The organism is Thermoleophilum album (genome assembly GCF_900108055.1).
GTDB classification, from domain to species: domain Bacteria; phylum Actinomycetota; class Thermoleophilia; order Solirubrobacterales; family Thermoleophilaceae; genus Thermoleophilum; species Thermoleophilum album.
The window spans coordinates 839,153-865,058 of record NZ_FNWJ01000001.1; the positions used below are offsets into that span (position 1 = coordinate 839,153).

Genomic DNA, 25,906 nt, shown 5'->3' on the forward strand with positions numbered 1-25,906 from the left:
GCAGAGGATACGGAGCCGCTAGCGGGGCTGCTGCCCGCGCCGCGCGTCTTGGCGCAGCCCGAGCGCCGCTCTCAAGGCTCGAACTCGCCGGCCCAGCTGCGCTCCTCCACCGTCGCGGCGGCTGGGCCGGTTGAGGGCGTCCCTTGCGTAGAAGACGGCGTCGGCGAGCCGACGTTGGTCTGCGCTGCATCCGTGCGGGCGGGCGCTGCGTTTGACAACGGGGAGGACGACTGCGGGCGCGCCGTGTCGTTTGTCGGCGGAGCGCCGGCGCTCGGGGATCCTGCGGCCGCCTCCACGCCGAACTCGAGACCGGCCTGTGCCCCCGGGCCTTGGAGCCCGCGGGTGCTCCTGGGTTCGGGGCCGCTCTTCGTCGCTTGCTCTGTGCTCTCGGTACCGCTTGGCGAGGCGTCGTCCCGCGGCGCTGTGCCCGTTGCGGGCCGCGGGTGCACGTTGCTCCGCTCGCCGACTTCGAGCCACGCCTCGGGCTTGGGGGCGCGGGGATCCGTCCGCACCGGCGTCGCGAGGCGGCTGATGCCGGCACCGCCGGAGGCGATCGCGACGGCGGACACAGCGATCGCTGCGGCCTTCTTCGCCGCGACTAGGTCGGCCGTCGCTTGCGCCCGATCGAGCCAGGCTGCGAGCCGGTCTTGCACGCCTGCGAGCAGTGTCTCGAGCCCGCGCCGACCGGGCTCCAGCCCCGCGCCAGCGGCACCGATCGGCAGCAGTGCGGCAAGCGTTTGCGGGGCGCCGCGGTACTCGCGCAGAACGCGCCGGCAGTGCAGGCAGCCACGCAGGTGCAGGCGGAGCGCGGTGAGTTCCGGGTCCCGCAGCTCGCCGTCCGCGAAACGGGACAGTGAGTCCGCGAGCCGCTCGCACTCTTCGCCTTCGAGGATTCCGTCGATGCGTTTGTAAAAGGCCTTGCGACCTTCGGTGAGGCAGCGGTTGACCTTCGTGTAAGTCCAACCGGTGAGCCGGCAGATTTCCCGGTAGGAGTAGCCCTCCGCCCGCAGCAGCAGTGCTCGGACCTCCTGCGGCTTCAAGCGGCCGAGCGCCTCGGCGCCCAGTCGCAGGGTTTCGTATCTGGCGACGTGATCGCCGGCGTCGCTGGCGCGACCGGCGAGCGAAGGCTCGGGCGGGGATCCGTCTTCGGATAGCGGTGAGTGGCGTTCGCGCTGGCGGCGGAGCGCGAACGCCTCGTGCTTGACCACCGTCTTAAGCCAAGGCAGGAGATCATCGACCCTGGTGGTCGGAGCCTTGGTCAAGAGGATCTCGAGGCCGCGCTGATAAGCGTCCTCGGCGTCTTCGCTCGTCTGTGCGTAGCGCCTCGCACAAGCGAGCAGCTCAGTCCCGTGTCGGCTGATCAGGTCGAGCGCAGCCTGTTCGAGCTCTCGCCGGCGCCGCCAGCTGCGGCGGCGCTCGCGGCGGCGCGTTGGCGCGCCCTCCTCGGCGGCGGTCGTAGCGAGACGGCCGTTGGTCTCATGTGTGCTCGATGGTTGCGCGGTTGCGTGCATGGGGAGGCGATTACCTGCGTGCAGGTGGGGGCGGGTGCAATGCGAAAAGCGGTTTTCGAAAAAGGGGCAGGGGGCGAGCGGTAAGCCGGCGCGCGGCTAGCGCGCTCGTCCTTTGCTCTCGGGGTAGAGCGTGATCATCCGCATGTTCGCCCCCTTGCGCCACCCAATTTCCTCGCAAATTGCGAACAAACGCGCATTCGGAGATACCCGGCTCCCCTCGGACGGGGCGGATTAGGGCGGTCCGAACGCCCGCCGGGCAGGTGGTTCGCGCGCTTCGCGCACCCCGCTGGGCGGGGCGCTCAGCGCGCCGATTGCGGGGCTGGTTCGGCTGGTCGTGGTCGAGGCGCGCGAACCGGCTCCACCAACACCGCCAACAGCGTCCGCCGCTTGAACGGCCGTATCCTCAGCGGCGCCCGGTCGGGGCTGCGCGAAGCGTCGCCGACGGCGCCCGTGGAAACCTGAACCGGGCAGGGGAGATCGGACAAGGTCGGGGCTCTCGGGCTCGACCCGCTCTTGCGCGCCGGGGAGGCACACAGAAACCGCTTCGACGGATCGTTCGGTGGCACGGTGACAACGCTCAGCCGAGGCTCGTAGTAGCGCACCGGCAGCACCCCGTCCGGAGCGACCACCACTGTTCCGACAGGCCCAACCGTGTGCGCCGCGAGCCGCGCGATGCCACGCCAGTCGGGCTTGCGGGCGAGCGGGTCGACCAGCGGCGCCGCGGTGCCCGCGGCGGCTGCCGAGACCACGAGCACCAAGGCCGGCCAAGCGACTGACCGGGGAGCTCGAGCGAAGCCAACGCCCACGAGCACAGCGAGCGGACAGGCGAGCCACAGCACGTTGCGCGTCAACACGAAATCCTCGCCGAGCAGTGCCGCTACGAGGGGCGCTCCGACCCCCGCCAACGCCGCTACGAAGAGCAGCAACAGGACCGTTTGCGGTGGCTCGAGGGGACGGCTAGCGGCCGCGCCGGCAAGCGCGCGGTGGGCGGTCGGGGAGGCGATCCGGCGCACGCCGCCGGAGTTCCCGAGCGCGCGCTGCACGGCTAGCGCGAGCAGTAGCGCCGCCCCGATCGCGCCGGCGAGTGCCGACCAGGGCTCGAACAGAGCGTCGTAGCCCACGAGCAACTGCTTGGGCAGCTGAGCGAGGCGTCTCGCGAGCGGCTCGCTGGCGATGAAGCTGGCGTGGTCAGCTGAGCGTTGCGCGAGCAACAGGGGCGTCGCGAGGACCGCCGTGAAGAGTGGTAGAGCGGCGAGCGGGCCCGCTTGCCCCGCAACCGTCGGCCTTGCCAGCTGAAACCGCCGCGCTTGCCGGCGCGCGACGACCTCTCGGTAAACGAGGTAGGTCGCGCACGCTCCGATAGGCGCGATCGCAAACCAGTGGGTGAGTACCGCAGCGGAGCCGCTCGCGGCGAAGACGAGCGTCGATCGGCGCGCCGCGGGGCGCAACAGCGCGCGCACGAACCCCCACAAGGCTGCGCTTACCAGGAGCGCGTAGAGGGAGTAGCTACGCGCCTCCTGGGCGTACCAAACGAGCAACGGCGAGAGCGCCGCAACGACGCCCGTCGCCGCTGCTGCGCGGCGACCTGCCACCTCCTTTGCGATTGCCATCGCAACCAGCACGGTGAGTAGTCCCGCAAGGGCCGACAGAGCGCGCAAGGCGACCTCGCCGTCTCCCAACAGCCTCGTCGTGGCCCGCTCGAGCAGATAGAAGAGCGGCGGCGTCGACTCTTCGCGGGCTACCGCGTGAAGCATCGAGTCGAGCGGCAGCGACACAAGCCGTGCCGTTTGCGCCTCGTCGTACCAGACGCTCTGGAGCTCCAGGGTGGCGAAGCGCAGGATCGCCGTGAGCACGATGATCGAGACCAGTGCGACCACCACCGGAGCGCGCCGATGCAAGCGCGCGCCCAACCGCCCGAACATTCGCCCATTCCGCTGGAAAACGATCAAGGCTTGCCGATACGTTGGCTGGACCCGACCCATGGAGACCCGCTCCCACCGCTCCTCGCGCGTGAACGCACTTGGCGGTCTGCTAGTGCTGACCGTCGCTTTCTCGATCTCAGCCGTCTACCACCTCGCCACCTGGGGGCGTCCGCACCGACCGGCACTCCTCGCAGCCCTCGGTGTCTCGTACCTGGTGGCGCTAGCGATCGTCGCTCTGCCGCCATCGCTCGTCTTCGGAACACGGCGGCGGCAAGTTGGCGTCGCTGCCTTCTGGAACATAGGGTGCGTCGCCCTGGTCGCCGTCTCCGCCGCGCTGGACGGCGGGCTGCGCAGTCCGATCGCGGCGATGATGTTCGTTCCCGTCGTCTTCGCCAGCGTCTCGTACGGCAGCGTTCCCCTGGTCGCGGCGGTCGGTCTGGCAGGTCTCGGATCGACGATCACGATCGGCCTGCTCGACGACAACGTCGGCTGGGCGCACGTGCTGATGTTCACGTCGGCGCTGGCGCTGGTCAGTGGGACCTGCGTCTGGCAGGCGCACATGGGGCGGCAGCGGCGCCGCCAGTTGGCCGAGGCTTCCCGCACGGACCCACTGACCGGTTGCCTCAACCGGCGTGGCTTTGCGGAGCGCTACGAGCGAGCGGTCGAGGAAGCCGAGCGCACGGGCGTTCCCTTCGCGCTCGTGGAGTTCGATATCGATGGCTTCAAAGAGGTCAACGACATCTACGGACACGAGGCCGGGGATCGCTTGCTGGTTCAGCTGGTGCGGCGTGTACGAGGGGTGATGCGCAACGCCGACGAAATCGCGCGGCTCGGCGGTGACGAGTTCGTGATCCTCGCCCCTGGCGCCGATCGCGAGGGAGCGCAAGCGCTCGTGGAGCGCATCGAGCGCGCCCTCTCGCCGCAGACGGGGAGCATTGGCGTGGCCGTCTACCCGCACGACGGCCGCACCCTCGACGAGCTTTACCGAGCGGCTGACGCCGGTGTCTACCGCACCAAACGTCAGCGCTGGGCGGAGCGGCGGGCGACCAGGCGCAGCGACGCCTGAGCGGCGCTCGACATCTGTACGAGCGTCCGTCCCGCCGCTCGGGTAATTCGCAGAGTTGCCGACCTCGCTCCTCAAGACCCTTTGCGCCGCACGCCCGCGGCGCGACCGGCGGTGACCAACGACCGGCCCGAGCAGGGGGCGGGCCGGTTACCGAGGAGGAGCGAAGCGTGCAGCAAGAGCAGCGGGAGCGAGCGCGGGCGAATACGCTCGGAGGGCTGGCGTGTTCCTTGATCGCTTACGTCTTGACGGTTCCGTACATCGTCGCGACCTGGGAGCGACCGAATCGCTCGCTCATGCTTGCGGCGCTCTGCGCGGTGCTGGTCGAGATCGCCGTGATCTCGGTGCTCCCCTTACGCGTGGTGTTCAAAACGTCCTTGCGCGCACAGTTGATCGCCGCCGCCTGGAGCCTTTCGTGCGTGACCTTGGTCGCCTTCAACGCGAGCCTCGACGGCGGGCTGGACAGTCCGCTGACACCTCTCATGTTCGTTCCGGTCGTCTTCGCCAGTCTCGTCTACGAGACCTGGCTGGTGGCGATCGTGGGCGCAGTCGGCCTCGGCGCGGCCGCCGCGGTCGGTCTGCTCGACGGGGACGCACGCTGGACGGAGACGTTCGTCTTCTGCGGCGCCGTGGCGGTCGTCTCTGGGACCTGCGTCTGGCAGGCGACGATGGCGCGCCGGCGGCGCGAAGAGCTAGCGATGATCTCGCGCACCGACCCTCTTACCGGTTGTCTGAACCGACGCGGGTTCGCTGAGCAGTTCGAAGCGGCCCGGGAGCGGGCGCGGCGTACCCGCGGCACGTTCGCCCTCATCGAGTTCGACATCGACGACTTCAAGCGCGTCAACGACGTCTACGGGCACGAGACCGGTGACCGACTGCTGGTCCAGCTCGTGCGGCGGATGCGTCAGGTGGTGCGCACAGCCGACCCGATCGGGCGCTTGGGGGGCGACGAGTTCATGGTGCTAGCGGACGGCGCGGATCGGCCCGGCGCCGAGCGACTCGCGCAGCGCATTCGCAGCGCCATCGCACCACAGGTGATCAGCGTGGGGATCTCGGTTTTCCCGGAAGACGGGGAAAGTTTCGACGCGCTCTACAGAGCTGCGGATCGGCGCGTTTATCGCGAGAAGCAGGAGCACCAGACGGCCGCGCGTGAGCGCTAGCGGCCGAGGCTCCGTGCGAGGCGCACAAGCGAGCGAATCCGACCACGGGGACGCAGACGGCCCCGTAGGAACAGTTTGCGAGGGTCGTTGCGCCCGGCGACCACATCGACCCAGTCGTCGTAGCTGACCGCGAGTGTCACGTCGGGGTTCTCAACGCGCCCGCGCTGCGGCTCCGCGCGGCCATCAACGATCCGGATGAACCACGGTTCGGCGTCACGGAAGTCCCACTGCACCACCAAGCCGCCATTCGCAGCTCGGGGGTCGAGCGTCCGCGCGACCATGTCGAACAGCAGCTCCATCGTCTCGGGGTCGCGACGCGGGGGCCCGTTCGGTTCGCCGAGCACCCCCGCCTGGATCAGCTTGATCGCTCGCCGCGCGCGTTCCTCGGCGCTCAGGCCGAGCGGCATCACCGGCGGACCGGGAAGCTCCTCGACCGGCATGCCCGCGGCACGCAGTTTCTGCTCGAGCGAAGTCGCACCGATCGCGAAGATCTCCTCGATCGTGCGGCCGAACACCTCCGTGTAGCGGCGATCCCAGCCGGGCGGTACGAACACGGCGGCGCTGAAGGGCAGCACCTCGCGCAGCATCTCGGCGACCGCGTGGCGACAGTCGGGATCCTCGCGCTGCAGGTCGTAAAGCATGCGCACACCGAAGGCGATGTGGCGCTGCTCGTCGCGCGCGACGTTGCCCATGCCCTCCCGGAAGCCGGGCAGCAACTGGCGCTCGGTGAGGTAGTCCTCGATGAAGTGCTGGCCGGTCTGCGCGAGCGTTCCCTCGATCACCAAGTGGTAGAGGCAGATCGCCGCCGCCAGCTGGGGGCGCGAGCGGTCACGCCGCAAGCGGTTGGCGACGTCGTCGAGTAGCTCGAACGTCTTGCGGAATCCCCAGGTCAGCTCGGGTCGCGTGCGTTCGAGCAGCCCATGGAAGTCGCCCCCGTAGTCGACCACCTCGCGCATGAAGCGGCCGAAGAAGACGGCGTGGCGCGCCTCGTCGACCTGCTGGGTCGTGAGGAAGTACTTCTGTTCCTCGCGCGGCGCGGCGTCGATGTAGGGGGAGAGGTTGTCGGCGACGGCGTCCTCACCGTGGAAGAACAACGCGTAGTTCCAGAGCGCTGCGCGACGCTCGATATCCGATAGGCGCTCGTGCCACTGCTCGCGATCGCTCGAGAAGTCGATCGCCGTCGCCTGCCAGTTCTGCTGCTCCCAGCGGCGATAGAGGTCTTCGTAAGAAATCTGCTCAGCGACGATCGGGGGAGCCTCGTTCATTGCGAAACCTCCGCGCTTGGGTCGGCTGTCGGTTGGCGACCGCCGAATCGCAGTGGCGTCCGCCGGGGGTGGGAGTTGCCTGGTTGGTCGACCAGACAACCATGCAAAGAGATCCTAGCCATTGGCGTCGGCGCGATGGTGTATGCGGTGGGCGCCTGCGAGAATCGCTGCGGCCGGCACCGCAACTCGCCGGCTGGGAGCTTGTTCTGAAAAAACGGGGGATAGCTGGGCGTTGACCAACGTCAACCTCAAGGAGCTCAGGGAGCTCAGGGAGCTCGCGCCGCCGGCTGCCATGCCGCCACGCGATATCCGTGCTCCGCGCCGTCCGCTGCTGAGCTTCCTGGTGCGGCTCGACACTTTGCGCGTGGTCGCGCGTGTGGTGATGCTCGTCGCGATCGACGCTGCGGCGATCAGCGCGGCGATTTACACAGCGTTGTGGATCAAGGCGGCAACGATCGCGCCCGCTGCACGTCCGTACGTGGGCTCCCAGACGGCCGACTACGCACCGCTCGCCTGCCTCGTGGCGATGCTGCTGTTCGCGCGCTCCGGTCTCTACCGGGAGCGGGCGCAGCGCCCGGGGCTCTCGAAGGTCGGGTCGTCGCTGTTCCAAGCGACGCTGGTGATCCTCGTGTACGCCCTAATCGAGGGCCACCACTTCCGAAGCTACTACGTGTTCTACGCCTCCCTGGCCTTCGCCGTTGTTTACGTCGGCGTCTTGCGCTGGGGCTTCGAGCGTCTCAGCGGATGGGTACTTAGAGCCGCTGGGTTCCGTCGCCGTGCGCTGCTGGTCGGTCGGCCCGGGCACGTCGAGCGCGTTGCCGAGGCACTCCGCGACAGCTCCGAGATCGAACCGTTTGGGTACGTGCTGATCGGCGATCAAGGGGAGCGCGCTGGGAACGGGTTTCACGCCCACCGACTGCGCGACTTCGGATCGTTCGAAGCGATCGATCGCCACCTCGACTCAGTCGAAGAGCTGCTGCTCTGCGATCCGGAGTTTCCGTCCGAGCAAGCGGTCGAGTTGGTCGAACGGTGCCACCAGGCCGGCGTGCGCGTGAAGGTCGCGCCTTCGACGCTCGAGATCTTGATGGACCGTGTGGAGTTTGTTCCGGGGCAGGCGCTGCCGCTCTTCGAGCTGCGCCCACCGGTGTTCGAGGGCGTGGACTTCGTCGTCAAGAGGCTCTTCGACCTCGTGGTTGCGGCGTCGCTGGTGGTGGTGTTGTCGCCGCTGATGGCGGCGATCGCGCTGGCCATCAAGCTGACCTCGCGAGGCCCGATTCTGTACCGGTCGATGCGGCCCGGCATCGGCGGTCGTCCGTTCCCTTGCCTGAAGTTCCGGACGATGGTCGAGGGTGCCGAAGACCTCCAGGACCTGCTCGAGGAGGAGAACGAAAAGGACGGCGCGATCTTCAAGATCCGCGACGACCCCCGTGTCACGCCGCTCGGGCGGGTCTTGCGCCGTTGGTCCCTCGACGAACTGCCCCAGCTGTTCAACGTGTTGCGCGGCGAGATGTCACTGGTCGGGCCTCGCCCCCTGCCGATGCGCGACTACCTGCGGCTCGAGCAGTGGCACCGCAAGCGGTACCTGGTGTTGCCGGGAATCACCGGGCTCTGGCAGGTGTCCGGTCGCTCGGAGCTCGATTTCGACGAGCTCGTTCGGCTCGATTTCCTCTACCTCGAGCGGTGGTCGGTATGGCTCGACCTCGCGATCCTGATTCGCACCGTGCCCGCGGTACTGCGGGCGCGGGGAGCCTGGTGAGCTGACGTCGTCGGGGAGCGAGCCCTTGGCAAGCCGCTACGACGACGAGCTATGGGAGCTTGTGCCCGAGCTTGAACATCCTCCGGACCCTCGTGTTGTGCGATTTGTGAGGGCGCTGCCGCCCGCCGAGCGGGCGCTGGATATCGGCTGCGGGGATGCTCGCCACAGTGGGCTAATCCCGGCACGCGAAGTGGTGCTCGCCGATGTTTCATCGGTCGCCCTCAAACGGGCGTGGCGCCAGGGTCCGCGCGACGCGCGAGTGGTCGAGATCGAGCCAGACGCCCCGCTGCCGTTTGCCGACTGCGAGTTCGAACTGGTGGTTGCGATCGACGTTATCGAGCACGTCCGTGACACGCAGCTCTGGCTCTCGGAGTTACGGCGAGTGCTCGCCCCCGGTGGCCTGCTGGCGCTGACGACGCCTGCGCACTCGCGCCTAACGGCGCTCAAGTGGGCGCTCGTCGGTATCGAGCGCGACCTCGACCCGTTCTCCCCGCACCTGCGCTTTTACACGCGACGGTCGTTGTCGCGGGCGCTCGACGATCTCGGGTTCACCAACGTCGCGGTGCATCACAGAGCCGGTTTGCTGCTGGCGCGTGCGCACCGCCCATAGGCGCCAAGACACTGGGGCGGCCGCTAACGCCGGCGCTGCGCGCGCCAGGTAGCGGCTTGCCGCTCCACGAGCTCGACGAGGTTGCCCAGAGCGATGTTCACGTCCGCCAGGTGTAGCCCCCAGCTGGCATTCGGGACGGGCTTCAGGGGTGGTGCCCCGCGGCGCGGCGATACCAGCAAGACGTGCGCGCCGTTGGCGCGCACGCACCCCGCTGTATAGGAGCGCGGCGCTTTCAGCCAAAAGGCCCCGGGCCGTTCGACGCGGGGCGTGCCGAGTTGCTCGGTGAGCGCGCCGATCGTCGTTCCCCGGGCAAAAGCTTGCGATGGGTAAATCGGCGTCAGCAAGCCCTTCCCGCCAGGCTGCAGGTTGGCGGGGTTGGTGCACGCGACTTCGACCGGCCCTGGTGGCAGCGGCAACCCGAAGGACACGCGCGGGTTGCCGAACACGGCGTCGGCAGGAGGCCGCTCGCCGTATGTCGAGTAGGCGATGACGCAGCCCGTCTGACGCGGACTGGTGCAGACCCGGAGGTGCCGGAAGTCGCCGCCGCGGTCACTGCCTTGGCGTACGAGCACGTTGCCGCCGATCAGGAGCGCCGAAACCAGCAGGCGGCGTCGGGTTGGACGCCCATCGACTTCCGCTCGCAACAGTCGCCGCAGCGTGAAGGTGCCCTGGGAGTGACCGATTAGCACCACCCCCCGCCTGCCCCGGTTGTAACGCCGCAGGTAATCCAAAAAGGCAGCGCGCACATCGCCGTAAGCCTGCTCGCGCATCTCGGGAGTCACTTTGCCGGCATCGACCGTGATGCCGCGCAAAGTCAGCTGACGGTACACCGGCGCGAATACCCGACAGGCGAGGGAGAAGCGCGCGGCCTGATACTCGGCGATCGAGCGCTGCTCGGGGAAGATCCGTAGGGGGGCTTGCGGTCCGGGGAAATCGGAGACCGTCGGATAGATATAGAAGCAGTCGAACTGCGGATGTCGCGGTCGTTGCGGGTGCTCGATCCGCTGGCGCTGGCCGGAAGGGTCGAGTACGAGCGTTGATGTCGGTGGGCGGCAGGGGTCGGAGCGCAGCGTCACGGGGTTGCAAAGCCAGAGCGTTTTCGCTGCCACCGGAGCAGGTGAGGCCGCCGGGAGCGCTAAAGAGCTTGCGACCGCGACCGAGGCGGCGACCGCCCTGCTCCAGCGCTTGGAGAGGCGGGCGCTACCGGGCTTTGCCACGTTGAGAAACCGGGGGGCAACCGCTGATCGCATAGTTCGCTAACGGGACAGGACGTGATTGCGACCGAGCAGCAGCGTAACGCGCACGCAACACACAGACAAGGTGTAAGCGGGCGCGGGCGGTGAGGAACAGCTCCCGTGCGCTGCGCGACTCCGGGTCCAGCCACAGCGCCCCTTTGACTAGCTCAAGGGCGCGGTCCGGACGGAGTTCGACGACCAGTTCGTGGCGGGCGGCTGCAAGCCATGCCCGCGGGTCTTGGGGGTGCCGGCTGACCGCTGTCGCGAGCGTGTTCCGTGCAGTTGCCGGGCGTCCGAGCGCGACCTCCGCTCTTGCCGCCGCAAGCAGCGGGTCGAGCGCCAGGGGATCGATTCGCTGCGCGTTTTCGGCATGGTCGAGCGCGGCACGAGCCTGGCCGTGGGCCAACGCCTGCAAGGACCGCTCGGTTTCCCGCGCAGCGAGGGCGGGCTGAGCGATCGTCCAGGCCGCAGCGAGCGCCGCCGCCGCCGTCAGGGCGGCGAGTGTGCGGCGCCAGGCCGGCGCGAGCGGCGTGCGCGCTGGTACTTCGGCGTTGTCGCGACCCAGCGCCGAGACGAAGGCGGCGCAGGCGAGCGCGGGCAGCGCCAGAGCCGGGACGTACCAAGTCCAGTCGAGGAACGACTGCACACCGAACGCGAGGCTCACGACCACTGCCGCCGCCAACGCGCAGCGCTGGTCGTCCCAGGGGAGCGCAGCGAGCGTTCGTCGCCTGCCGACGCCGAGCGTTCGAGCCGCCGCCGGCAGAAAGGCGAAAAGCGCTAGTAGCGAGACCGCGACACCGAGCAGCCCGAGATCCGCCGCCTGTTGTGCGAGGTAGCCGTGCGCGTGGCGTGCCCCGAGCGGGCCGTGGCGGTGGCGCAGGCGGGTGATCTCGAAGGCGTCTGCGCCCCAGCCAGTCAGCGGGCGCTCGGAGAACAAGTCGAGCGCCTCTCGCCAGTAAGCGGACCGCGTCGAGGAGGTGGCTACCAGTCGTCCAGCGCCTTCCGTGGGCTGCGGCGCGCGTTCGCTAACGAGATCGTCGATCCGCCGCTCGAGCTTGGTCGTGACGGTCTCGGCGTTGAGCGCAATCCCTAGCAGGGCGAGCGCACAGAGCGCGAGCGCACCGACCGTCGTCACGCGCTCAAGCCGCCGCCGCACGCCGATCGGCAGCGTCCAGCCGGGCGAGAGGCGCACCCACAGGGCCCCGACCACGGTCAATACCAGCACCAAGGCGAGGCACATGAGACCGAAGTCGCCAGCGGCGGCTTCGCGCGTACCGAGCGACGCGGCACGCACCGTGAACGCCGGTTGCGACAGCGCCCACGCGGCCACCGGAGTGGCTGCGAGCGCCGCGACGAACAGTGGCGCGGCACTCGCCGCGCGCCGCGGCACCGCCAGCAGCCAGATCGCCAAACCGGCACCGAAAGCCGCAAGGGCGCCTCGTGACTGCGTTAGCGCGAGCGCCAAGAGGGCAACGCCGAGGGCCGGCACGGCGAGTGCCCGCCCGCTTTCGCTGGCGGTGTGGCGAGTCGCTTGCCAGAGCGCCAGGAGCGCGGTCATCGCCGCGACGCCGCCCAGGGCGTTCCAGTAACCAAAGGGTTGTCCCAGGCGATTGGCGATCGCGCCAAGCTCGTCCTTGCCTAACGACCCGGGCCAGATGCGCGCCGCCAGGCCGTAGGCGCAAATCACGAAGCCGCCGATCAGCAGGGCTTCCAGTAGGACGTGCGTGCGATGCGGCCAGCGTCGAGCAAGAAAAGCCGCACCCGCCGCCACCGCGAGATAAGCGAGCGCGCGACCGGCCGCGATCAGGCTGGCGTCGGGGTTAGCCGACCACAAAAGCGAGAGCGCGTTGATCAGGGCGAGCGCGCCGAGCATTGCCAACAGCGGGTAGGCGCCGCCAGCGCCGCGACCCTTCAGCACGCTCCAGGTGCACACAGCGCCGGCGGCGAGCGTGGCCGCCGCTAGCACGAGCGCGGTGGACTGCACGCCCGTGCCGCTTTTCGCGACAAAGGCGCACGCCACCAGTGCCGCCGCGAGCGCTGCCGCGACCGCCCTAGTTGCCGCGTCGGAAGGCAAGGCGCTTGAGGTGAGCGAACGCCGAAAGCGAGGGGGGAACCTTGCTGCGCAGGGCAAGGACCGAGCCAACGAGGGCGAGCGCCAGCAGTGCGCCGAGCGCGCCGACCAGCGGCACCGGGAGCGGTCCGACCAGCCCGGCGGCGCGCAGCGCGCCGCCCCCGTCCGGTCGCAACACCGTGCCGTCGTCGAGGCGCACGGTCGGCGTGCGACCGAGCGTCCGCTCCCGCGACAACCGGTCGAGCGTGGTCGTCAGCGCCGCGTGGTCCTCGGGCCTGGCGGCGGACGGACCGATCGTGCTCAACAAGCGCGCGAGCTCGCTGCGGCGATGGTGCGAGCCGAGGGCGTTATTGGCCAGCGCGCCCTCGATCACGCCCCGGCAGTCCGAGTACTCGTCGAGGTCGGCGGGAAGCGAATTCAGCGCGCCGGCGAGGTCGCGTTGGCTGTATCGACGCGAGAGCGTGCCGTCGTCTGCACAGTCGGCAATCACCTGGCGGGGAGATGCCTTGGCGGCGGCAGGACGCAGCGCCGGGAGCGTCAGGCCGGCCACGAAAGCGAGCACGATCACCGCCGCCGAACTGGTGGCGAGCGAACGCCGCGAAGTGCGTGAGCTAGGCATCAGTACTCCACAAATAGCGGGTGGGCAGCGTAAGTTGCGGTTCGCGGCCGGCGTCGGTGCCCGACCGGAGCCGCCGCTTCGGCACCGGAAGCGGCGCGGACCTTACCTACAATCGCCGACCTCGGTGGCGGTCCGCTGCGCTTTCGTGCTCCCGATTCCGGTGCCCTACCGGGAGCCTCTGTTCGCGCTTCTAGCGGCGCGCGGGCGGGTGGAGCCGCACGTCGTTTACGCCCGTGCGCGGCAGCGCACCTGGCAACAACCGGACGCCTGGTTCCCGCGTCCGCGCGGCTACCAGGCACGAACGCTGAACGGTGTGGAGCTACCCCGACGAGGCCCCACACCGCTGACCGTACCGCGCGGGTTGCAGCGGACGCTCGACGAGATCGCACCGGACTGCGTGGTCTCTTCGGAGTTCGGGCCGCTGACCTGGGCGTCGATTGCCTGGTGCCGCCGCCGGCGCCGGCCGTGGCTTGTCTTCAGCGAAGTGACCGAAGCCAGCGAGCGGGTGTTGAGTGCGCCGCAGCGAGCCTTGCAGCGCCTGATCGCGCGCCACGCCGCCGGACTCCTGGCGGCCAGTGGCCGGGCCCGAAGGCGATTGCTCGCCGCCGGCGTCCCACCGGAACGTGTCGCAGTGGTGCTGCAAGCAGCCGATCTGGACGCCTACGAGCGGGTCGCTCACGTCCGGCGAGAGCCGCTCGGCCGGCCGTTGCGGGTGGTCAGCGTCGGACGGCTAGTGCCCGAGAAGCGCCACGATCTCGCGATCGAGGCGGTGGCTCGGGCGCGCGCTTCGTTGACGCTCGAGATCGTCGGCGACGGGCCCCTCCGGCGTCAGCTCGAAGAGCTCGCGCGACGGCTACAGGCGCCCGCCTCGCTGCGCGGCTTCGTCGCTCCCCCCGACCAACCGAACGTGCTGCGGCAGGCCGACGTCTTCCTGCTGGCTAGCGACTTCGAGCCGTTCGGGGCGGTCGTTCGTGAGGCGGCGGCCTGTGGTCTCCCGCTCGTACTTAGCGAGCGGGTCGGGGCGATCGGCGACATCGCCGTCCCCGGCCGCAACGCACTGGTTGTGCCGGCGGGCGACCCCGCGGCGCTAGCGAACGCTCTCGAACGCTTGGCGAACGAGCCGGGGCTGCTCGCACGCATGTCACAGGCCAGCATCGAGCTGACACGGAGCTGGCCGCTCGAGCGCGACGCAGCGGCCCTCGAAGATGCGGTCGAGGCGGCGGTAGCCGGGCATGTTGCGGTCGCTCGGGACTCTCAGCTGGCCGGCTGATCGAGCAGTCTCGGGATTAGCTCGCGGCGCACCGTTCGCTCGAAGTGTCGGTGGGTGAACGGCTCAACGGCGCGGGCCGCGCTGACCTGGTAACGGCGTCGGTCTTCGTCGGAGATCGCGAGCGCGCGCACCAGCGCGGCCGCCAGTTGTGAGGGGTCGTCGCGCGGCGCAACCAGCTCCGGCGCCAGCCGCCGCGCGAGCGCTAGCGCCGCGTACGGCCCTGCCGCGGCGCAGGTGACCAGCGGCACCCCCAGCGCGAGCGCTTCCAAAGGAGCCCGTCCGAAATCCTCCCAACGGGCGGCGTGCACGAAAGCCACTGCGCCGACGAGGTGCTTGCGGAACTCCTGTTCGGAGCGGCGGCCGAGTACCCGAACCGAGGCCGGCAGCGGCAACCCCCGCCGGGCAAGCCACGCGCGCGCCCGCTCGCGCTCGATCCCGAAAACCTCGAGGCGGGGACGTCCCGCGCCGCTCTTCACGCCGCTGACGTGACCGCCCAGTGCGCCGCCGAGGTGCTCGCAGTGCAGCCAAGCTCGGACCAGCAGATCCAGGCCTTTCGCTTTGGGGTCCGGGGTGTACGCGACGAAGCGGGGGCGCCGCTGGTGCGAGCTGGGATCGCTGGCTGTCGCGGTGGCGTGAGCGGCGCCACCAGAAAGGATCGGCGGCGGAAGCAGCAGCAGGCGGCCGTGGCTCGCCGGTGCGCTGCGCAGCGCCGGCTCGCTCCAAGGAAGCAGTAGCCGCGCACGCTCGAAGCGTGCTCGCTCGAGGCGGTGCAGGAGTGCGTTCTGGGGACCGGGACGGTTGAGGTGGGCCGGCGCGTCGAACCAGACGGCGTACGGCAGCCCCACGGTGGGAGCCAGCAGCGCGCTGGTGGTCGTCGAGAAGAGGAGTGCGCGCGGCTGCACCCGCTGGAGCGCAGCCAGCAGAGCGCGTCGCGCTGCGTACGCCTCGATCAGGTCGGTAAGGGGATAGAAGCGGCGCAAGCGACCGATGAGCCCGACACCGACGCGCGTCGCCGCGACCCGCACGCCAGCCTCCGCGAGCGCGTTCGCCAGCAGTCGGTCGGATACGCGCAGGCCTGGCGTAGTGCCAAGCGAGACCAGCAGAACGTCACAAGCGGTTTTCGCTGACGACCGCCTTGCCGCCGCGTCTTTTCTGCTCCTAGCGGACGCCATCGACGGCAGCGCTCCCCCGGTTTTCCCGTTCGGTGGTGGCTGGCGGACCCTCGAGCAGTTCGCGATAGGCCGCGACCGTGCGCTCCCCGCAGCGCCGCCAGGTGAAGTTGGCGCGCACGGTTTCGCGTGCCGCGCGGCCGAGCTGCTCGCGCTCCGGTCCGAGGGCGCGCAGGATCGCGCTCGCCGTGGCCTCGTGGTCGCCCGGCGGTACGAGCAGGATGCCGCCGCCGGCCGTCGCGATGTCCTCCGGGCCACCCTCGCCGGCGCTTGCGATCACCGGCAAGCCGGCGGCCATCGCCTCGACGTAAGCAACGCCGAACGGCTCCTCCACGCTCGGCATAACGAAGGCGTGGCAGCGGCGCATCTCGGCTAGCGCCAGGGAGTGCGGTAATTGGCCGAGGAAGCGCACGCGGTCGCCCAGCCCCAACTCCGCCACAAGCCGCTCGAGCCGCGGTCGCTCCTCGCCGTCACCGATCACCAGGTAGTCGACCCTGAGGCGGTCGCGCAGAGCAAAGAGTGCCTGCAGGACCGTCTCGTGCCGTTTACGTGCCTGCAGATGCGCGACCGTCACGATCGTCAGACGGGGATGCTTCGGCGGCAGTTCGTGCGGATCTGGCAGGTCGGCACCGAGGTGCACCACCCGCGTCGCTAGCGGCAGTCCCGCGAGCGCACGGCAGCGCTCGGCTGCCCAGCGGCTGTTGGCCAACACAAGGTCGCAGCGGGTGAGGGCCGTTTTGAGCGCGCGGCGCGCCAGCGGACCGCGCTCCGGCACCTTGATGACGTCCGGTCCGTGCGTTGAAGCGACGACCGGTACGCCGCTCCGCCACAGCTCGCTGAGGACGGTGGCGTGTGCGGTCGGCACCACGTTGTGCGCGTGTACGAGGTCGAATGGCCAGCGCGCGCGCAGCGCGCGCAGGGCACGGCCGAGCGTCGGCGCGATCCACCAGGCCCAGCTCCCGTAACTCCAGGGTCGCGGTGGGGCGACAAGTGGCACCGGTGTGATGGGGATACCGTCGAGCTCTTCCGTTCGCCACAGTGTTGGCTGCGAGGCAAGCCAGCTCCGGAGCGGTGCGGGATCGGGCGGAAACCTGCCAAGCGCGCGCACCGTGCGCAGCGGCGGAACCGGTCGACGCAGCGCCAGCACGCGTACTTCGACACCGAGTTCGCGCACCGCCAGCGCTTGCCGGTGCGCCCAGATGCCGTGCACCGGATCGAGTGACGAGGGGTACCACTCAGCGACTACCGCGACGCGCAGCGGCCGCTGCCGGCGACGCGGCGATCGCCGCCCTGCATTGCGCGCATCAGCGACTTGGGCTTGATCTACGGGCGCGCTCACCGGTCCGACACGCTCGCCGGAAGCCGCCGGTACCGCGCCAGCGTCGTAGCTGCCGTCGCGGCCGGCAAGAAGGGGCGCTCGCGCAGGAAACGCAGTGCCTCCTCGATCGCCGCGTCGGCATCGTAGGTCGCTGCGACCGGCGTCTGTTCGTGACGAACGACGACCGCGTCGACGATCCCGAGCCGCAGGCGGCTCCGCGCGGCCAGGGCTGCCCAGTGGAGCTCCAGTCCCCAGCCGTAACGGAGGGGCGGGAACGGCAACAGTGCACCAGCAGCGCGACGCGAGAAGACCGTTACGGGGCCGATCTCGACAAAACGGGTCGTACGCCCCAGAAGGCAAGGGCGCCGACGGGTCACCTGCCACGCTCCATGGCTCGCTCTCGAGAGTGCTGGTTGCGCGAGGTCGAAGCCCAACACCTCGCAGGCAGTTACCAGTCGATCGAGGAAACGCGGTGGCAGCACGACATCGTCATCGATCACCAGCAGCCAATCGAACTCGCCCCACGAGGGGTGCTCAGCTAGCAGCCGGTCGAGGTTCTCGAATTTGCCGCCGTCGAGGTGGCGGGCGACGGTCAGCCGCGCAAGCTCCGGCGCTCCTGCATCGAGCGCCCCGAGGCGCACCGTCACCGAGTGGCGGGAGCTCGAAAGCAAGTCGCCGACGAGGTTGCGTACGGTCTCGGCGCGCGTCGACCGGTACAAGCACAGCGCCAAAATGCGACGCCGCGGTAAGCGCGGAGCGACGCGGTCGAGCCGGCGGCGAGTGCCGGCGAGCGTGTCGAGCAGGTCGAGGAAGCGGTCGGCGAGGCGCAGAAGCGGCTGTCGGCGGCCGACGTAGCCGACTCTCCCGGAGAGTACGTCCTCGCGGCGTGGCTCGCGGTTCACCGCTCGCGACCGCCGGTCGCTTCGACGGTACGACCGAGTGCGTGGGCGGCTAGTAGCAGCCCTTGAGGGCAACGTCGGCGGGCGACGTGCCAGCCGCAGCCGACCAGAGTTCTGAGTTCGCCGGCCAGCGACGGTGCTTGACCGCGGCGCTGGTCGCTCCGTCGGGCCCCCCGTCCGCGTCGGTAGCTTGCGCGCAAAAGTGCCGAGACGCGGGCGCTGCGCCCCCGCCGGACGTGCTCAAGGCGCCAAGCTCCGAGGTAAACGACACGACCACCGGCAGCCCGCAAGCGCTCGAACCATTCGGCTTCGTCACCTTCGTCTACCGAGAGCGAGGCGTCGAACACCCCAACGCGTTCGAACGCCCGTCGCCGGATCGCCATGCACGCACCCCAGGCAGCCAGCACCGGCCGGTCGTCGTGCCCCAGGTCGAGCGCCGTGATCGGGGGCGCGTGCCGGCCGCATCCGCGCCCGGCGAGGCCCTCGATGCGGGCGACTATCGCGCCGGCAAAAGCGTCGGCCCTGCGGTGGCGAGTGACCCCGGCGAGCAGCTCGCAGAGCCACTGTTCCGGCACCACCACGTCGTCGTCGACGAACGCGATCAGCTCGCTTTCGGCAGCGTCGATCGCTGTGTTACGCGCGGCGTTCAAGCCGGCGGCCTGTCGGTGGCGGAGGTAACGGGCCCCGTGCGCACGCGCGAGTCTCTCGGCGGTGGAATCGCGCGAGCCGTCGTCGACCACGATCAGCTCGGCCTGCTCGCGTCCCCGCAAACGGCTCAGCGAGGCGAGCGCCAGCGCGAGCTCGTCGGGCCGATCGCGGGTGGGTACCACCACGGACACCGCGGGCTTGCTCATCGGCGCGCGTAGGGTAGCCCGGCATGTCGCTGCCGGCCGTGGTCGTGGCACACAACCGTTACCGCCTCGAGGGGGGCGAGGAGCGTTGTGTTGCCTTGCAGCTCGCGGCTTTGCAGGAGGCTGGCATTCCCTGGGAGCTGCTCGAACGGCGTTCCTCTGCGCTGTCGCGGGCGCAGGCCGCGCGCCTGCTGCTGGCTGGCGGTGGCGAGAGCTCACTCGCTGATCTCCTGGCAAAGCTCCGGCAGCGGGCAGCAGACCGTCGCGTCGTGCTGCACGCGCACAACTTGCTGCCGGCGTTCGGCCCGCGCTTGCTGGAGGCGGCTCATGCCAACGGGGTGCCAACCGTTCTCCAGCTCCACAACCTCCGCCTCTCCTGCGCGATCGGCGTTGCGTGGCGCGACCGCCGCCCCTGCTCGAGCTGCCGCGGGCGCTTCACCCTGCCCGCAGTGGTTCACCGCTGTCGCCGCTCGCGCCTCGAGTCGGCGGTTTACGCGGCGGCCTTGGCGCGCCATTTCGAGCGCACCCTTGGGGCCGTCGATCGCTTCGTGGTGCCCTCGGCATACGCGCGCCAGCGCGTCCAGCAGATCGGTGTGCCGCCGGCACGCACGCTCGTGGTCTCCCACTACCTGCCGGATGGGGCGTGCGCACGGGCATCGGGCGCCGGGCACGGGCGCTACGCGCTGGTCGCCGCGCGCCTTTCCCCGGAGAAGGGGATTGAACGAGCGATCCGCGCCTGTGCGGCGGTTGGTGTGCCGCTCGTGGTTGCCGGTGAGGGGCCCGACCGGCCCCGCTTGCAGCGGCTCGCCGAGAGTCTCGCCGCGAACTGCAAGTTCGTGGGCTGGGTCGGCGAACGGGAGCTCCGAGCGCTGCGCGCTGAGGCCGCTTGCGCTCTGTTTCCCTCGGAGTTTCCCGAGTTCGCCCCCTATTCGGCACTCGAGGCGCTAGCTGCCGGCGTTCCAGCGGTCGCTACCGACGTCGGTGCGCTACCCGAGATTCTCGGCCGTGACGCTTGCGTGCCTCTCCACGACGAAGATGCCTTTGCTTCCCGCCTCGAGGCACTGTGGGTCGATCCGGATCGTCGTGCCGCGGAGGGCGAGGCGGCCCTCGCTCGGGCGCGCACGGAGTACGGCAAGGAGCGCTACCTCGCCTCGCTAATGAGCCTCTACGGTGAGCTTCTGGCGTAGCCAGTCGGCGGTCGCCCGAATTCCCTCGGCAACCGGTATCCGAGCCTCGAAGCCGAGCAGCCGCTTCGCCTTCTCGATCGACGGCCAGCGCCTTTTGACGTCGACCTCGAATGACGGCAGCTTCCGCAACTCGAGTTCCGCCGGGTCGTTGCCGCACGCCTCCCAACAGATGCGCGCGATCTCGGCGACCGTGAGTTCTTCGCTGGCCGAGATGTTGAAGTCCTCGCAGGCCGCGCGGGGATGGAAGGTCGCCCGCACGATCCCCTCCGCGATGTCGTCGACGTGGGTAAGGGTTCGCGTCTGCTCGCCCGAGCCGAAAATCTCGAGTGGGCGCTGGCGGGCCAGCGACTTGCGCAGAAGGTCGGGGACGACGTGCGCGATTCCCGGCTCGTCAGCCGGCATCTCGCCGGGCCCGTAGGCGTTGAACGGGCGACAGATCGTGTACTCGAGCCCGTGTTCGGCGTGCGCCGCGCGGCACATCACCTCGCCGGCGAGTTTCGAGAAGCCGTAAGCGGAGCGCGGCGTCGGGCACTCGAGCAAGTGTTCTTCCGGTGTCGGGAACCGGAAGGCGCGTTCGAAGACCATCGAGGAAGACACGTAGACCAGGCGCTCGACGCCCTCGGCGATAGCGGCGTCGAAGACCGTGTTCAGGAGCGCCGTGTTGGCGGCGAGCAGCGTTTGCGGCTGGCGGTGGAAGTTGGCGATGCCGCCGACGATCGCGGCGAGGTGGATCACGTGGCTGCGTCCGCGCACGGCGGTACGCGCCACCGCCGGGTCGCGCAGGTCGCCGATCCGTACTTCGAAGCCCGCGGTGGGCGAGCGCGGCGGTACCTGATCGACTACCAGGACCGACTCAACTCCCGGCTCGCTCAGCAGTCGCTCGACGACGGCACGCCCGATCGTGCCGGAGCCCCCGGTGACCAGCACCCGGCTCACGAGGCGTCGTCTTCCGTCGGCGCCGGTGACCGGCTAGCGATGGTCGATGGGGAGAGCTCGCGCTCGCCGTCGGGCGCACCGACGCGGGCAAACACGACGCCGGTGCCCGAGGCGTTCCAGGGGTCGGCGACGATGACGCCCTGCCGTAGGCGTCGCGCGATGCCGTCGTAGACGCTGTGGTTGGTGGCGATCACCACGGCCTCGGCGTCGGCCAGCGCCTCGTCGAGTGGATCGGACTGGTCGGGCACGTAGGGGTCGTGGCGGGCGACGATCGCGAGCTCGCGCTCCAATAGGCGAATCAGCTTGTAGGAGAGCGAATCGCGGGTGTCGTCGCAGTCGCGCTTGAAGGTGAGGCCCAACACGGCCACTTTGCGATCCCGGAGGCTGCCACCGAGACGGCGTTTGAGGCCATCGACCAGAAAGCGCGGGACCGTTTCGTGCACCCGCGAAACGGCGAGCAGCATCCCCGGGGCGGGTGAGCGCTCCTCGGAGAACGCGAAGTCCTTGCGCAAACAGGTTCCCGCGGTGAGACCGGGGCTCGCGATGCCGCCCCGGGGGTAGTCGCGGTTGATCAAGTCGATGACCTCGAAGACGTTCGCGCCGTACTGCTCGCACTCCATCATCAAAAGGTTGGGGAGCGAAAACTGGGTGTAGCGGAGGATGTTCGTCCAGATCTTCGCCAGCTCCGCTTGCACGGGCGTGGTGTGGCGGATCTCGCAACCAAACACCGCGAAGAGGTCCGCTGCGCGGCGTGCCGACTCGGGGTCGGAGGCGCCGACGATGCACGGCAACGTGCCGATCTCCTCGAGGAAGCGGTTCTGCGCGATGCGTTCTGGGACGTGTGCGACAAACACTTCGCGGCCGGTACGCAGCCCACGTCGCTGCTCGATGTAGCCGGCGACCCACTCGGTCGTCCCGGGTGCCACCGTCGAGCGCAAGAGCAGCGCGTGTCCGGGGCGCAAGACCGGTAAGAGGTCGTCGAGAGCGGACCGAATCTGCCCAACGTCGATCTCGATGTGCTCGTGAGCGGGCGTGCCGAGCGTCAGCACGATGTCTTCGGCTTCGCCCGCGGCGACGACGCTTTCGGCGGTTTGCAGCCGCCCGCTCGCGAGCGCCCGCTCGAGCAGCGCCTGCGTGCCGCGCTCGCGGAACGGCATGTGACCGGAGCGAACCGCCTCGAGCACGTTGCGGTCGCGGTCGATGCCGATCACGCTGAGGCCATGGTCGGCGAACGACAGGGCCAGCGGCAGCCCTACCCGTCCGAGACCCACTACCGCGACGCGCGCGCCCACGTACCGAACTTTACGGCCGGCTGCCGGCGGCAGCTAACGGCCACGCCGCTCGCGCAGCACCTGGCGCAACGCGCGCCAGATGAAACGCGGGTTGGTCGCGAGGTAGCGCGGCACCAGCCGCACCGGCTCCTGCAGCGCGCGCCAAAGCCATTCGAGGCCCGTCTCCTGCATCCAGCGCGGCGCCTGCGAGATGCGCCCGGCGTGAAAGTCGAAGGCCGCGCCGACGCCGCAGAGTACGGGAGCTTCGAGGCGGTCGCGCATGCGCGCCATCCACTTCTCCTGCTTAGGGGCGCCGATACCCACCCACACGACGTCCGGCTGGTCGTGGTTGATGCGAGCCGCCAGCTCACGCTCCTCGGTGGCTGTTAGGGGGCGGTGAGGTGGCGACCACGAGCCAGCGATCTCAAGCTCGGGATGCCGCTTGCGCAGTTGCTTTTCAAGTCGCTCCAGCCACTGTTCGTCGTGGCCGCCGTAGAGCCAGATGCGGCGGCGATCGCGTGCGCAGCGGGCGAGGTAGCGGGCCATCAGCTCGGGCCCGTAGACGCGCCCTGCGAGTTGGTGACCGAGTGCCCGCGCCGCCCACACCAGTGGCATGCCATCGGGCACCACCAGGGTCGCGCGGTCGAGTGCCGCTGCGAGCTCGGGATCGCTATCGGCTGCGACCACGGCGTGGACCGCGGCTGCGCAAACGTAGCCCCGCTGCCGCGTGTCAATGAGGTGGTCCATGATGTCCATCGCGCGCTCGTAGTCGACCAGCGCTATTGGCACGCCGAGGATTCGGCAGCGCGCCACCCGCCCGTCGACTGACGCGGTCTCGGTGGCCGATGGTGAAGATGCGGTCGTGGACGTCTCCATGAGCGGGTGCCAGGGGGCGGTTCGCACCCTTTTTGCTTAAACACCGCTTCGATGCCAGCGTCGCGGTCTTCCGCAGTGTAAGGTCGCGCGGCCGGTGAGCGACCTGACGAACCTCCGCGGCCCGGAGCGACGGCCGCTGCGGGGACGGCGGCTCGCACTCGGCACGATCGCGCAGCAGGGCTCGCAGGCGGCAGGTCTGCTCGCGATGTTGATCGTGACGACTGTCGTCGGGCGGCGTCTGTCGCTGCGCGAATTCGGTGTTTTCGGGCTGCTCTCGTCGTTGGCGGGCTATCTGCTGGTGGTGCAGAACGCGGCCGCGGCGGCTGCCGTGCGTGAGTTAGCGGCGAGCCTCGGGGCGGGTCAGCGGGAGCGCCGTTCCGTGGTTTTCGCCAGTGCGCTGGTGCTCTATACCGGTGGCGGACTGGTCGCTGCCCTGGCGTTGGCGATTTGTGGGCCGGCGGTGAGTTTCGTGTTGGGGCTCGAGGGTCAGCTTGCGCGCGACACGCAGGGCGGCGCTTTGTTGCTTGCCACGGTTACCGCGATCGGCTGGCCGCTCACGATTTTTCGCGATGTGTTGCGGGCGCGCGGCCGCTTCGTCGCCCTCGCCGTCTGCGAGGTCGCGGGGATCGTCGCGTACGCGGCGCTCGTCTGCGCGTTGGCGCTTACGGCGGCGCCGCTCTGGGTGCTGATCGGTGCTGCTGGGACGCTGCCGCCGGCGGTCGGCTTGACTGCGCTTGCCGCACGACCGCTGGCGGGCGGCTTCGTCGCTCGCTCGGCGGCGCGGCCGGAGCGCGCAACCGTCGGATCGCTGTTGGCTGCGGGCGCCGGCTTGTCGGGCGCTGAGATTGCCAACGCGGTGGCTTACACCGCCGACCGCGGGCTGCTCGGGGCGCTCGGGTCGGCGAGACTGGTGGGTTTGTTCGAGGGACCGTTGCGGGCCCACAACGTGTTGCGGGCGCTGAGCGCGGCGCTGGTCACGACGGTCTTGCCAACCGCGGCGCGGCTGCATGCGAGCGGCGACGTTGCTGGCCTGCGCGAGCTCGCGCAGCGGGGGATCCGCTACGCGTTGCTGCTTACGGCACCGGCGGCGGCGGTGGTCGCTGCGGGCGCAGCGGTGCTGCTCGAGGTGTGGCTCGGCCAGCGCTACGTTGCGGGTGCCAGCGGACTGCGACTGTTGTGCAGCTACTGGCTCCTGCAGGGTGCCGGCGCGATCGCCGGTGCGATCCTGGTCGCGCTCGGTCGGACTGCCGTCGTCGCCCGGACAGCAGCATCCGCTCTGGCGGCCAACGTTTTGCTTGCGCTGGTTGCGATACCGCCGCTGGGCGTAGCGGGTGCCGCGCTCGCCTTTGCTGTACCCGCAGGGCTGCAGGCACTTTGGCTTGTTTGGCGACTCCGGCAAGCCCTCGACCTCACGGTGCGCGAGCTCCTGTCGGCGGCGGTTCCCGGATGGTTGGCAACGGCCCTCGCGCTGGCCGCGGCTTGGGCGGGTTTGGCGGTCGCCGGGGAGGCTGCGTGGCCGGCGCTGCTGGTGCTCCCGGTCGCGCTGTTGGTGGGCTGGTTCGTGGCGTTCGTGACGGCGCTCAAGCCTGCCGAGCGAGCCTTCGCGCGGTCGCTTTTGAGGCGTTTGCCGGTCAGCGAAGACACGCCTGGAACCGATCGGCGATCGGTCAGCGAAGGCGCGCCTCGACCCGATCCGCGATGAGTCGCGCGAGGGCCAACGCCGAGGTGGCGGCAGGCGACGGCGCGTTGAGGACATGGAGCATCCGGGGGCCTTCGGAGACCAGGAAGTCGTCGACGAGGGTGCCGTCACGAGCGACCGCTTGCGCGCGGATACCGGAGGGGCCGGGAGCGAAATCACGCGGGTCGAGTGCCGGTACGTAGCTGCGCGCATCGGCGACGAGCAGGCGCGGCCAAAGCCAGCGGCTGAGCTCGCGCACGCCGGCGCGGCGGTAGCGCCAGAGCGCCCGGTGCGTGCCGGGCCACCGGGCGGAGTGGATGAGGTGCTTGAGAACCCGCGCACGGCGGGCGGAGACTCCGGTGCCGCTCGGCAGCCCGCGCAGCGGCCAGGGCAGCGCGGTTGGTCCGAGCGTCACGACGCCGTCGACGTGCCGCGAGAGGTGCGCCCCCAGGAACGGGAGTTCGGGGTCCGGTACCGGGTAGATCAGCGCCCGCACGAGCTGCGAGCTGGGGGCCTTGATCGTCCGGTATGAGCCCCGAAAGGGCACAATTCGAACTTGCGGAGCGAGTCCAGCGGCGGCCGCCAGGCGGTCGGCATCGGCACCGGCGCAGGCGACTACGAAGCTCGCTGTGAGCCGTTCGCCGTTGGCTAGGGCGACGGTCAGGCGGGAGTTGCCGGTGGCACCGGTCGGACCCCGTCCGATCGCCTCGACCTGCGCCCGCGTCCGCAGTTCGCCGCCAAGTTGGCGCAGCTCGTCGGCAAGCGAGTGGGCGACCGCGCGGAAGTCGGTGACCGCGGTCATCGGCGACCACAGCGCCGCGACGCCGACGCAGTGCGGTTCGATGGCTGCGAGTCGCTGGCGGTCGACGATCTCGACGCCGCGCACACCGTTAGCCCGCGCTCGCCGCAAAAGCTCCTCGAGTCGCGGCCGCTCACGCTCGTCGCGCGCGACGATCACCTTGCCGCAGCGTTCGAACGGCAGGTCGAGGCGCTCGCAGTGGGCGGCAAGCAGCCGCCCGCCTTCCACACATAGCCGTGCCTTGAGTGAGCCCGGCCGATAGTAGATGCCGGCGTGCACGACACCGCTGTTGCGGGCCGTTTGGCCGAGTGCCGGCTCGGATCCACGCTCCAGCACGATCACGCGCTGGCGTGGCAGACGCTGTTGCAGCTCGCGGGCGGTCGCCAGCCCGACGATCCCGGCGCCGATTACGACCAGGGGATCTTGTCGCCTCAACATAC

General features: G+C 69.9%; 21 protein-coding genes. 7 read left to right on the forward strand and 14 right to left on the reverse strand.

The window, feature by feature from the left end; all coding sequences use genetic code 11:
• Nucleotides 1–71 precede the first annotated feature (71 nt).
• Entirely contained in the window at nt 72–1,511 is a 1,440-nt protein-coding gene (locus tag BLW41_RS04125; RefSeq protein WP_093116452.1) for a sigma-70 family RNA polymerase sigma factor, read from the reverse strand.
• A gap of 299 nt (nt 1,512–1,810) precedes the next feature.
• Complete coding sequence (locus tag BLW41_RS04130) at nt 1,811–3,493, reverse strand: glycosyltransferase family 39 protein (RefSeq protein ID WP_093116454.1); 1,683 nt, start codon at nt 3,491–3,493, stop codon at nt 1,811–1,813.
• 28 nt (nt 3,494–3,521) lie between these two features.
• Here BLW41_RS04130 and BLW41_RS04135 point away from each other — a divergent pair, with 28 nt between their 5' ends.
• Nucleotides 3,522–4,499 (forward strand): GGDEF domain-containing protein, encoded by a 978-nt coding sequence (locus BLW41_RS04135; RefSeq protein ID WP_143038574.1) that lies wholly within the window; start codon nt 3,522–3,524, stop codon nt 4,497–4,499.
• Between the two features lie 227 nt (nt 4,500–4,726).
• Complete coding sequence (locus BLW41_RS04140) at nt 4,727–5,656, forward strand: GGDEF domain-containing protein (protein WP_093116456.1); 930 nt, start codon at nt 4,727–4,729, stop codon at nt 5,654–5,656.
• On the opposite strand, the gene BLW41_RS04145 is transcribed toward BLW41_RS04140, so the two are convergent.
• A complete protein-coding gene (locus BLW41_RS04145) occupies nt 5,653–6,921 on the reverse strand; it encodes a ribonucleotide-diphosphate reductase subunit beta (protein ID WP_093116458.1) in 1,269 nt (422 codons plus the stop codon). The two genes, BLW41_RS04140 and BLW41_RS04145, sit on opposite strands and share 4 nt — an antisense overlap.
• A gap of 232 nt (nt 6,922–7,153) precedes the next feature.
• Between BLW41_RS04145 and BLW41_RS04150 the strand changes: the two genes are divergently transcribed.
• Together BLW41_RS04150 and BLW41_RS04155 are read left to right on the forward strand one after the other, a co-directional pair.
• A complete protein-coding gene (locus BLW41_RS04150; protein WP_218138242.1) occupies nt 7,154–8,677 on the forward strand; it encodes a sugar transferase in 1,524 nt (507 codons plus the stop codon).
• A 25-nt stretch (nt 8,678–8,702) separates the two neighbouring features.
• A complete protein-coding gene (locus BLW41_RS04155; RefSeq protein ID WP_177169321.1) occupies nt 8,703–9,287 on the forward strand; it encodes a class I SAM-dependent methyltransferase in 585 nt (194 codons plus the stop codon).
• 23 nt (nt 9,288–9,310) lie between these two features.
• On the opposite strand, the gene BLW41_RS04160 is transcribed toward BLW41_RS04155, so the two are convergent.
• From BLW41_RS04160 to BLW41_RS10890, 3 genes are all read right to left on the reverse strand, one after another.
• Nucleotides 9,311–10,396, reverse strand: a complete 1,086-nt coding sequence (locus BLW41_RS04160; protein WP_177169322.1) for a DUF3089 domain-containing protein — start codon at nt 10,394–10,396, stop codon at nt 9,311–9,313.
• Between the two features lie 91 nt (nt 10,397–10,487).
• Nucleotides 10,488–12,596: an O-antigen ligase family protein gene (locus BLW41_RS04165; protein WP_093116464.1), complete on the reverse strand. Its 2,109-nt coding sequence runs from the start codon at nt 12,594–12,596 to the stop codon at nt 10,488–10,490.
• The gene (locus BLW41_RS10890) at nt 12,574–13,212 is read right to left on the reverse strand and encodes a hypothetical protein (protein ID WP_177169323.1); all 639 of its coding nucleotides are present in this window, start codon (nt 13,210–13,212) and stop codon (nt 12,574–12,576) included. Before BLW41_RS10890 ends, BLW41_RS04165 begins: the two co-directional genes overlap by 23 nt.
• 124 nt (nt 13,213–13,336) lie before the next feature.
• On the opposite strand from BLW41_RS10890, the gene BLW41_RS10895 reads away from it, so the two are divergent.
• On the forward strand, nt 13,337–14,482 hold the full coding sequence (locus BLW41_RS10895; RefSeq protein ID WP_177169324.1) for a glycosyltransferase family 4 protein: 1,146 nt from the start codon (nt 13,337–13,339) through the stop codon (nt 14,480–14,482).
• Here the strand turns inward: BLW41_RS10895 and BLW41_RS04175 are convergent.
• The 4 genes from BLW41_RS04175 to BLW41_RS04190 all read right to left on the reverse strand — a co-directional run bounded on the left by BLW41_RS04175 (nt 14,467) and on the right by BLW41_RS04190 (nt 18,722).
• On the reverse strand, nt 14,467–15,507 hold the full coding sequence (locus BLW41_RS04175) for a glycosyltransferase (RefSeq protein WP_177169325.1): 1,041 nt from the start codon (nt 15,505–15,507) through the stop codon (nt 14,467–14,469). The genes BLW41_RS10895 and BLW41_RS04175 overlap by 16 nt on opposite strands.
• Nucleotides 15,508–15,640: 133 nt before the next feature.
• Nucleotides 15,641–16,990, reverse strand: a complete 1,350-nt coding sequence (locus tag BLW41_RS04180; RefSeq protein ID WP_218138243.1) for a glycosyltransferase — start codon at nt 16,988–16,990, stop codon at nt 15,641–15,643.
• On the reverse strand, nt 16,987–17,871 hold the full coding sequence (locus tag BLW41_RS04185; RefSeq protein WP_093116470.1) for a hypothetical protein: 885 nt from the start codon (nt 17,869–17,871) through the stop codon (nt 16,987–16,989). Before BLW41_RS04185 ends, BLW41_RS04180 begins: the two co-directional genes overlap by 4 nt.
• Nucleotides 17,868–18,722: a glycosyltransferase family 2 protein gene (locus BLW41_RS04190; protein WP_093116472.1), complete on the reverse strand. Its 855-nt coding sequence runs from the start codon at nt 18,720–18,722 to the stop codon at nt 17,868–17,870. Before BLW41_RS04190 ends, BLW41_RS04185 begins: the two co-directional genes overlap by 4 nt.
• 23 nt (nt 18,723–18,745) lie before the next feature.
• On the opposite strand from BLW41_RS04190, the gene BLW41_RS04195 reads away from it, so the two are divergent.
• Entirely contained in the window at nt 18,746–19,906 is a 1,161-nt protein-coding gene (locus BLW41_RS04195) for a glycosyltransferase family 4 protein (protein ID WP_093116474.1), read from the forward strand.
• Here BLW41_RS04195 and BLW41_RS04200 read toward each other — a convergent pair.
• Genes BLW41_RS04200 through BLW41_RS04210 form a run of 3 tightly spaced genes read right to left on the reverse strand, consistent with a single transcriptional unit; the run spans nt 19,874 to nt 23,016 of the window.
• Entirely contained in the window at nt 19,874–20,842 is a 969-nt protein-coding gene (locus tag BLW41_RS04200) for an NAD-dependent epimerase/dehydratase family protein (RefSeq protein WP_093116476.1), read from the reverse strand. The genes BLW41_RS04195 and BLW41_RS04200 overlap by 33 nt on opposite strands.
• Nucleotides 20,839–22,134 (reverse strand): nucleotide sugar dehydrogenase, encoded by a 1,296-nt coding sequence (locus BLW41_RS04205; RefSeq protein WP_093116478.1) that lies wholly within the window; start codon nt 22,132–22,134, stop codon nt 20,839–20,841. The genes BLW41_RS04200 and BLW41_RS04205 overlap by 4 nt, the downstream gene beginning before the upstream one ends.
• Nucleotides 22,135–22,167: 33 nt before the next feature.
• Nucleotides 22,168–23,016, reverse strand: coding sequence for a WecB/TagA/CpsF family glycosyltransferase (locus tag BLW41_RS04210; protein ID WP_218138244.1), 849 nt, complete (start codon nt 23,014–23,016; stop codon nt 22,168–22,170).
• A 67-nt stretch (nt 23,017–23,083) separates the two neighbouring features.
• Between BLW41_RS04210 and BLW41_RS04215 the strand changes: the two genes are divergently transcribed.
• The gene (locus BLW41_RS04215) at nt 23,084–24,691 is read left to right on the forward strand and encodes a lipopolysaccharide biosynthesis protein (RefSeq protein ID WP_093116482.1); all 1,608 of its coding nucleotides are present in this window, start codon (nt 23,084–23,086) and stop codon (nt 24,689–24,691) included.
• On the opposite strand, the gene lhgO is transcribed toward BLW41_RS04215, so the two are convergent.
• Nucleotides 24,657–25,904, reverse strand: coding sequence for an L-2-hydroxyglutarate oxidase (lhgO, locus tag BLW41_RS04220; RefSeq protein WP_093116484.1), 1,248 nt, complete (start codon nt 25,902–25,904; stop codon nt 24,657–24,659). The genes BLW41_RS04215 and lhgO overlap by 35 nt on opposite strands.
• Nucleotides 25,905–25,906 lie beyond the last annotated feature (2 nt).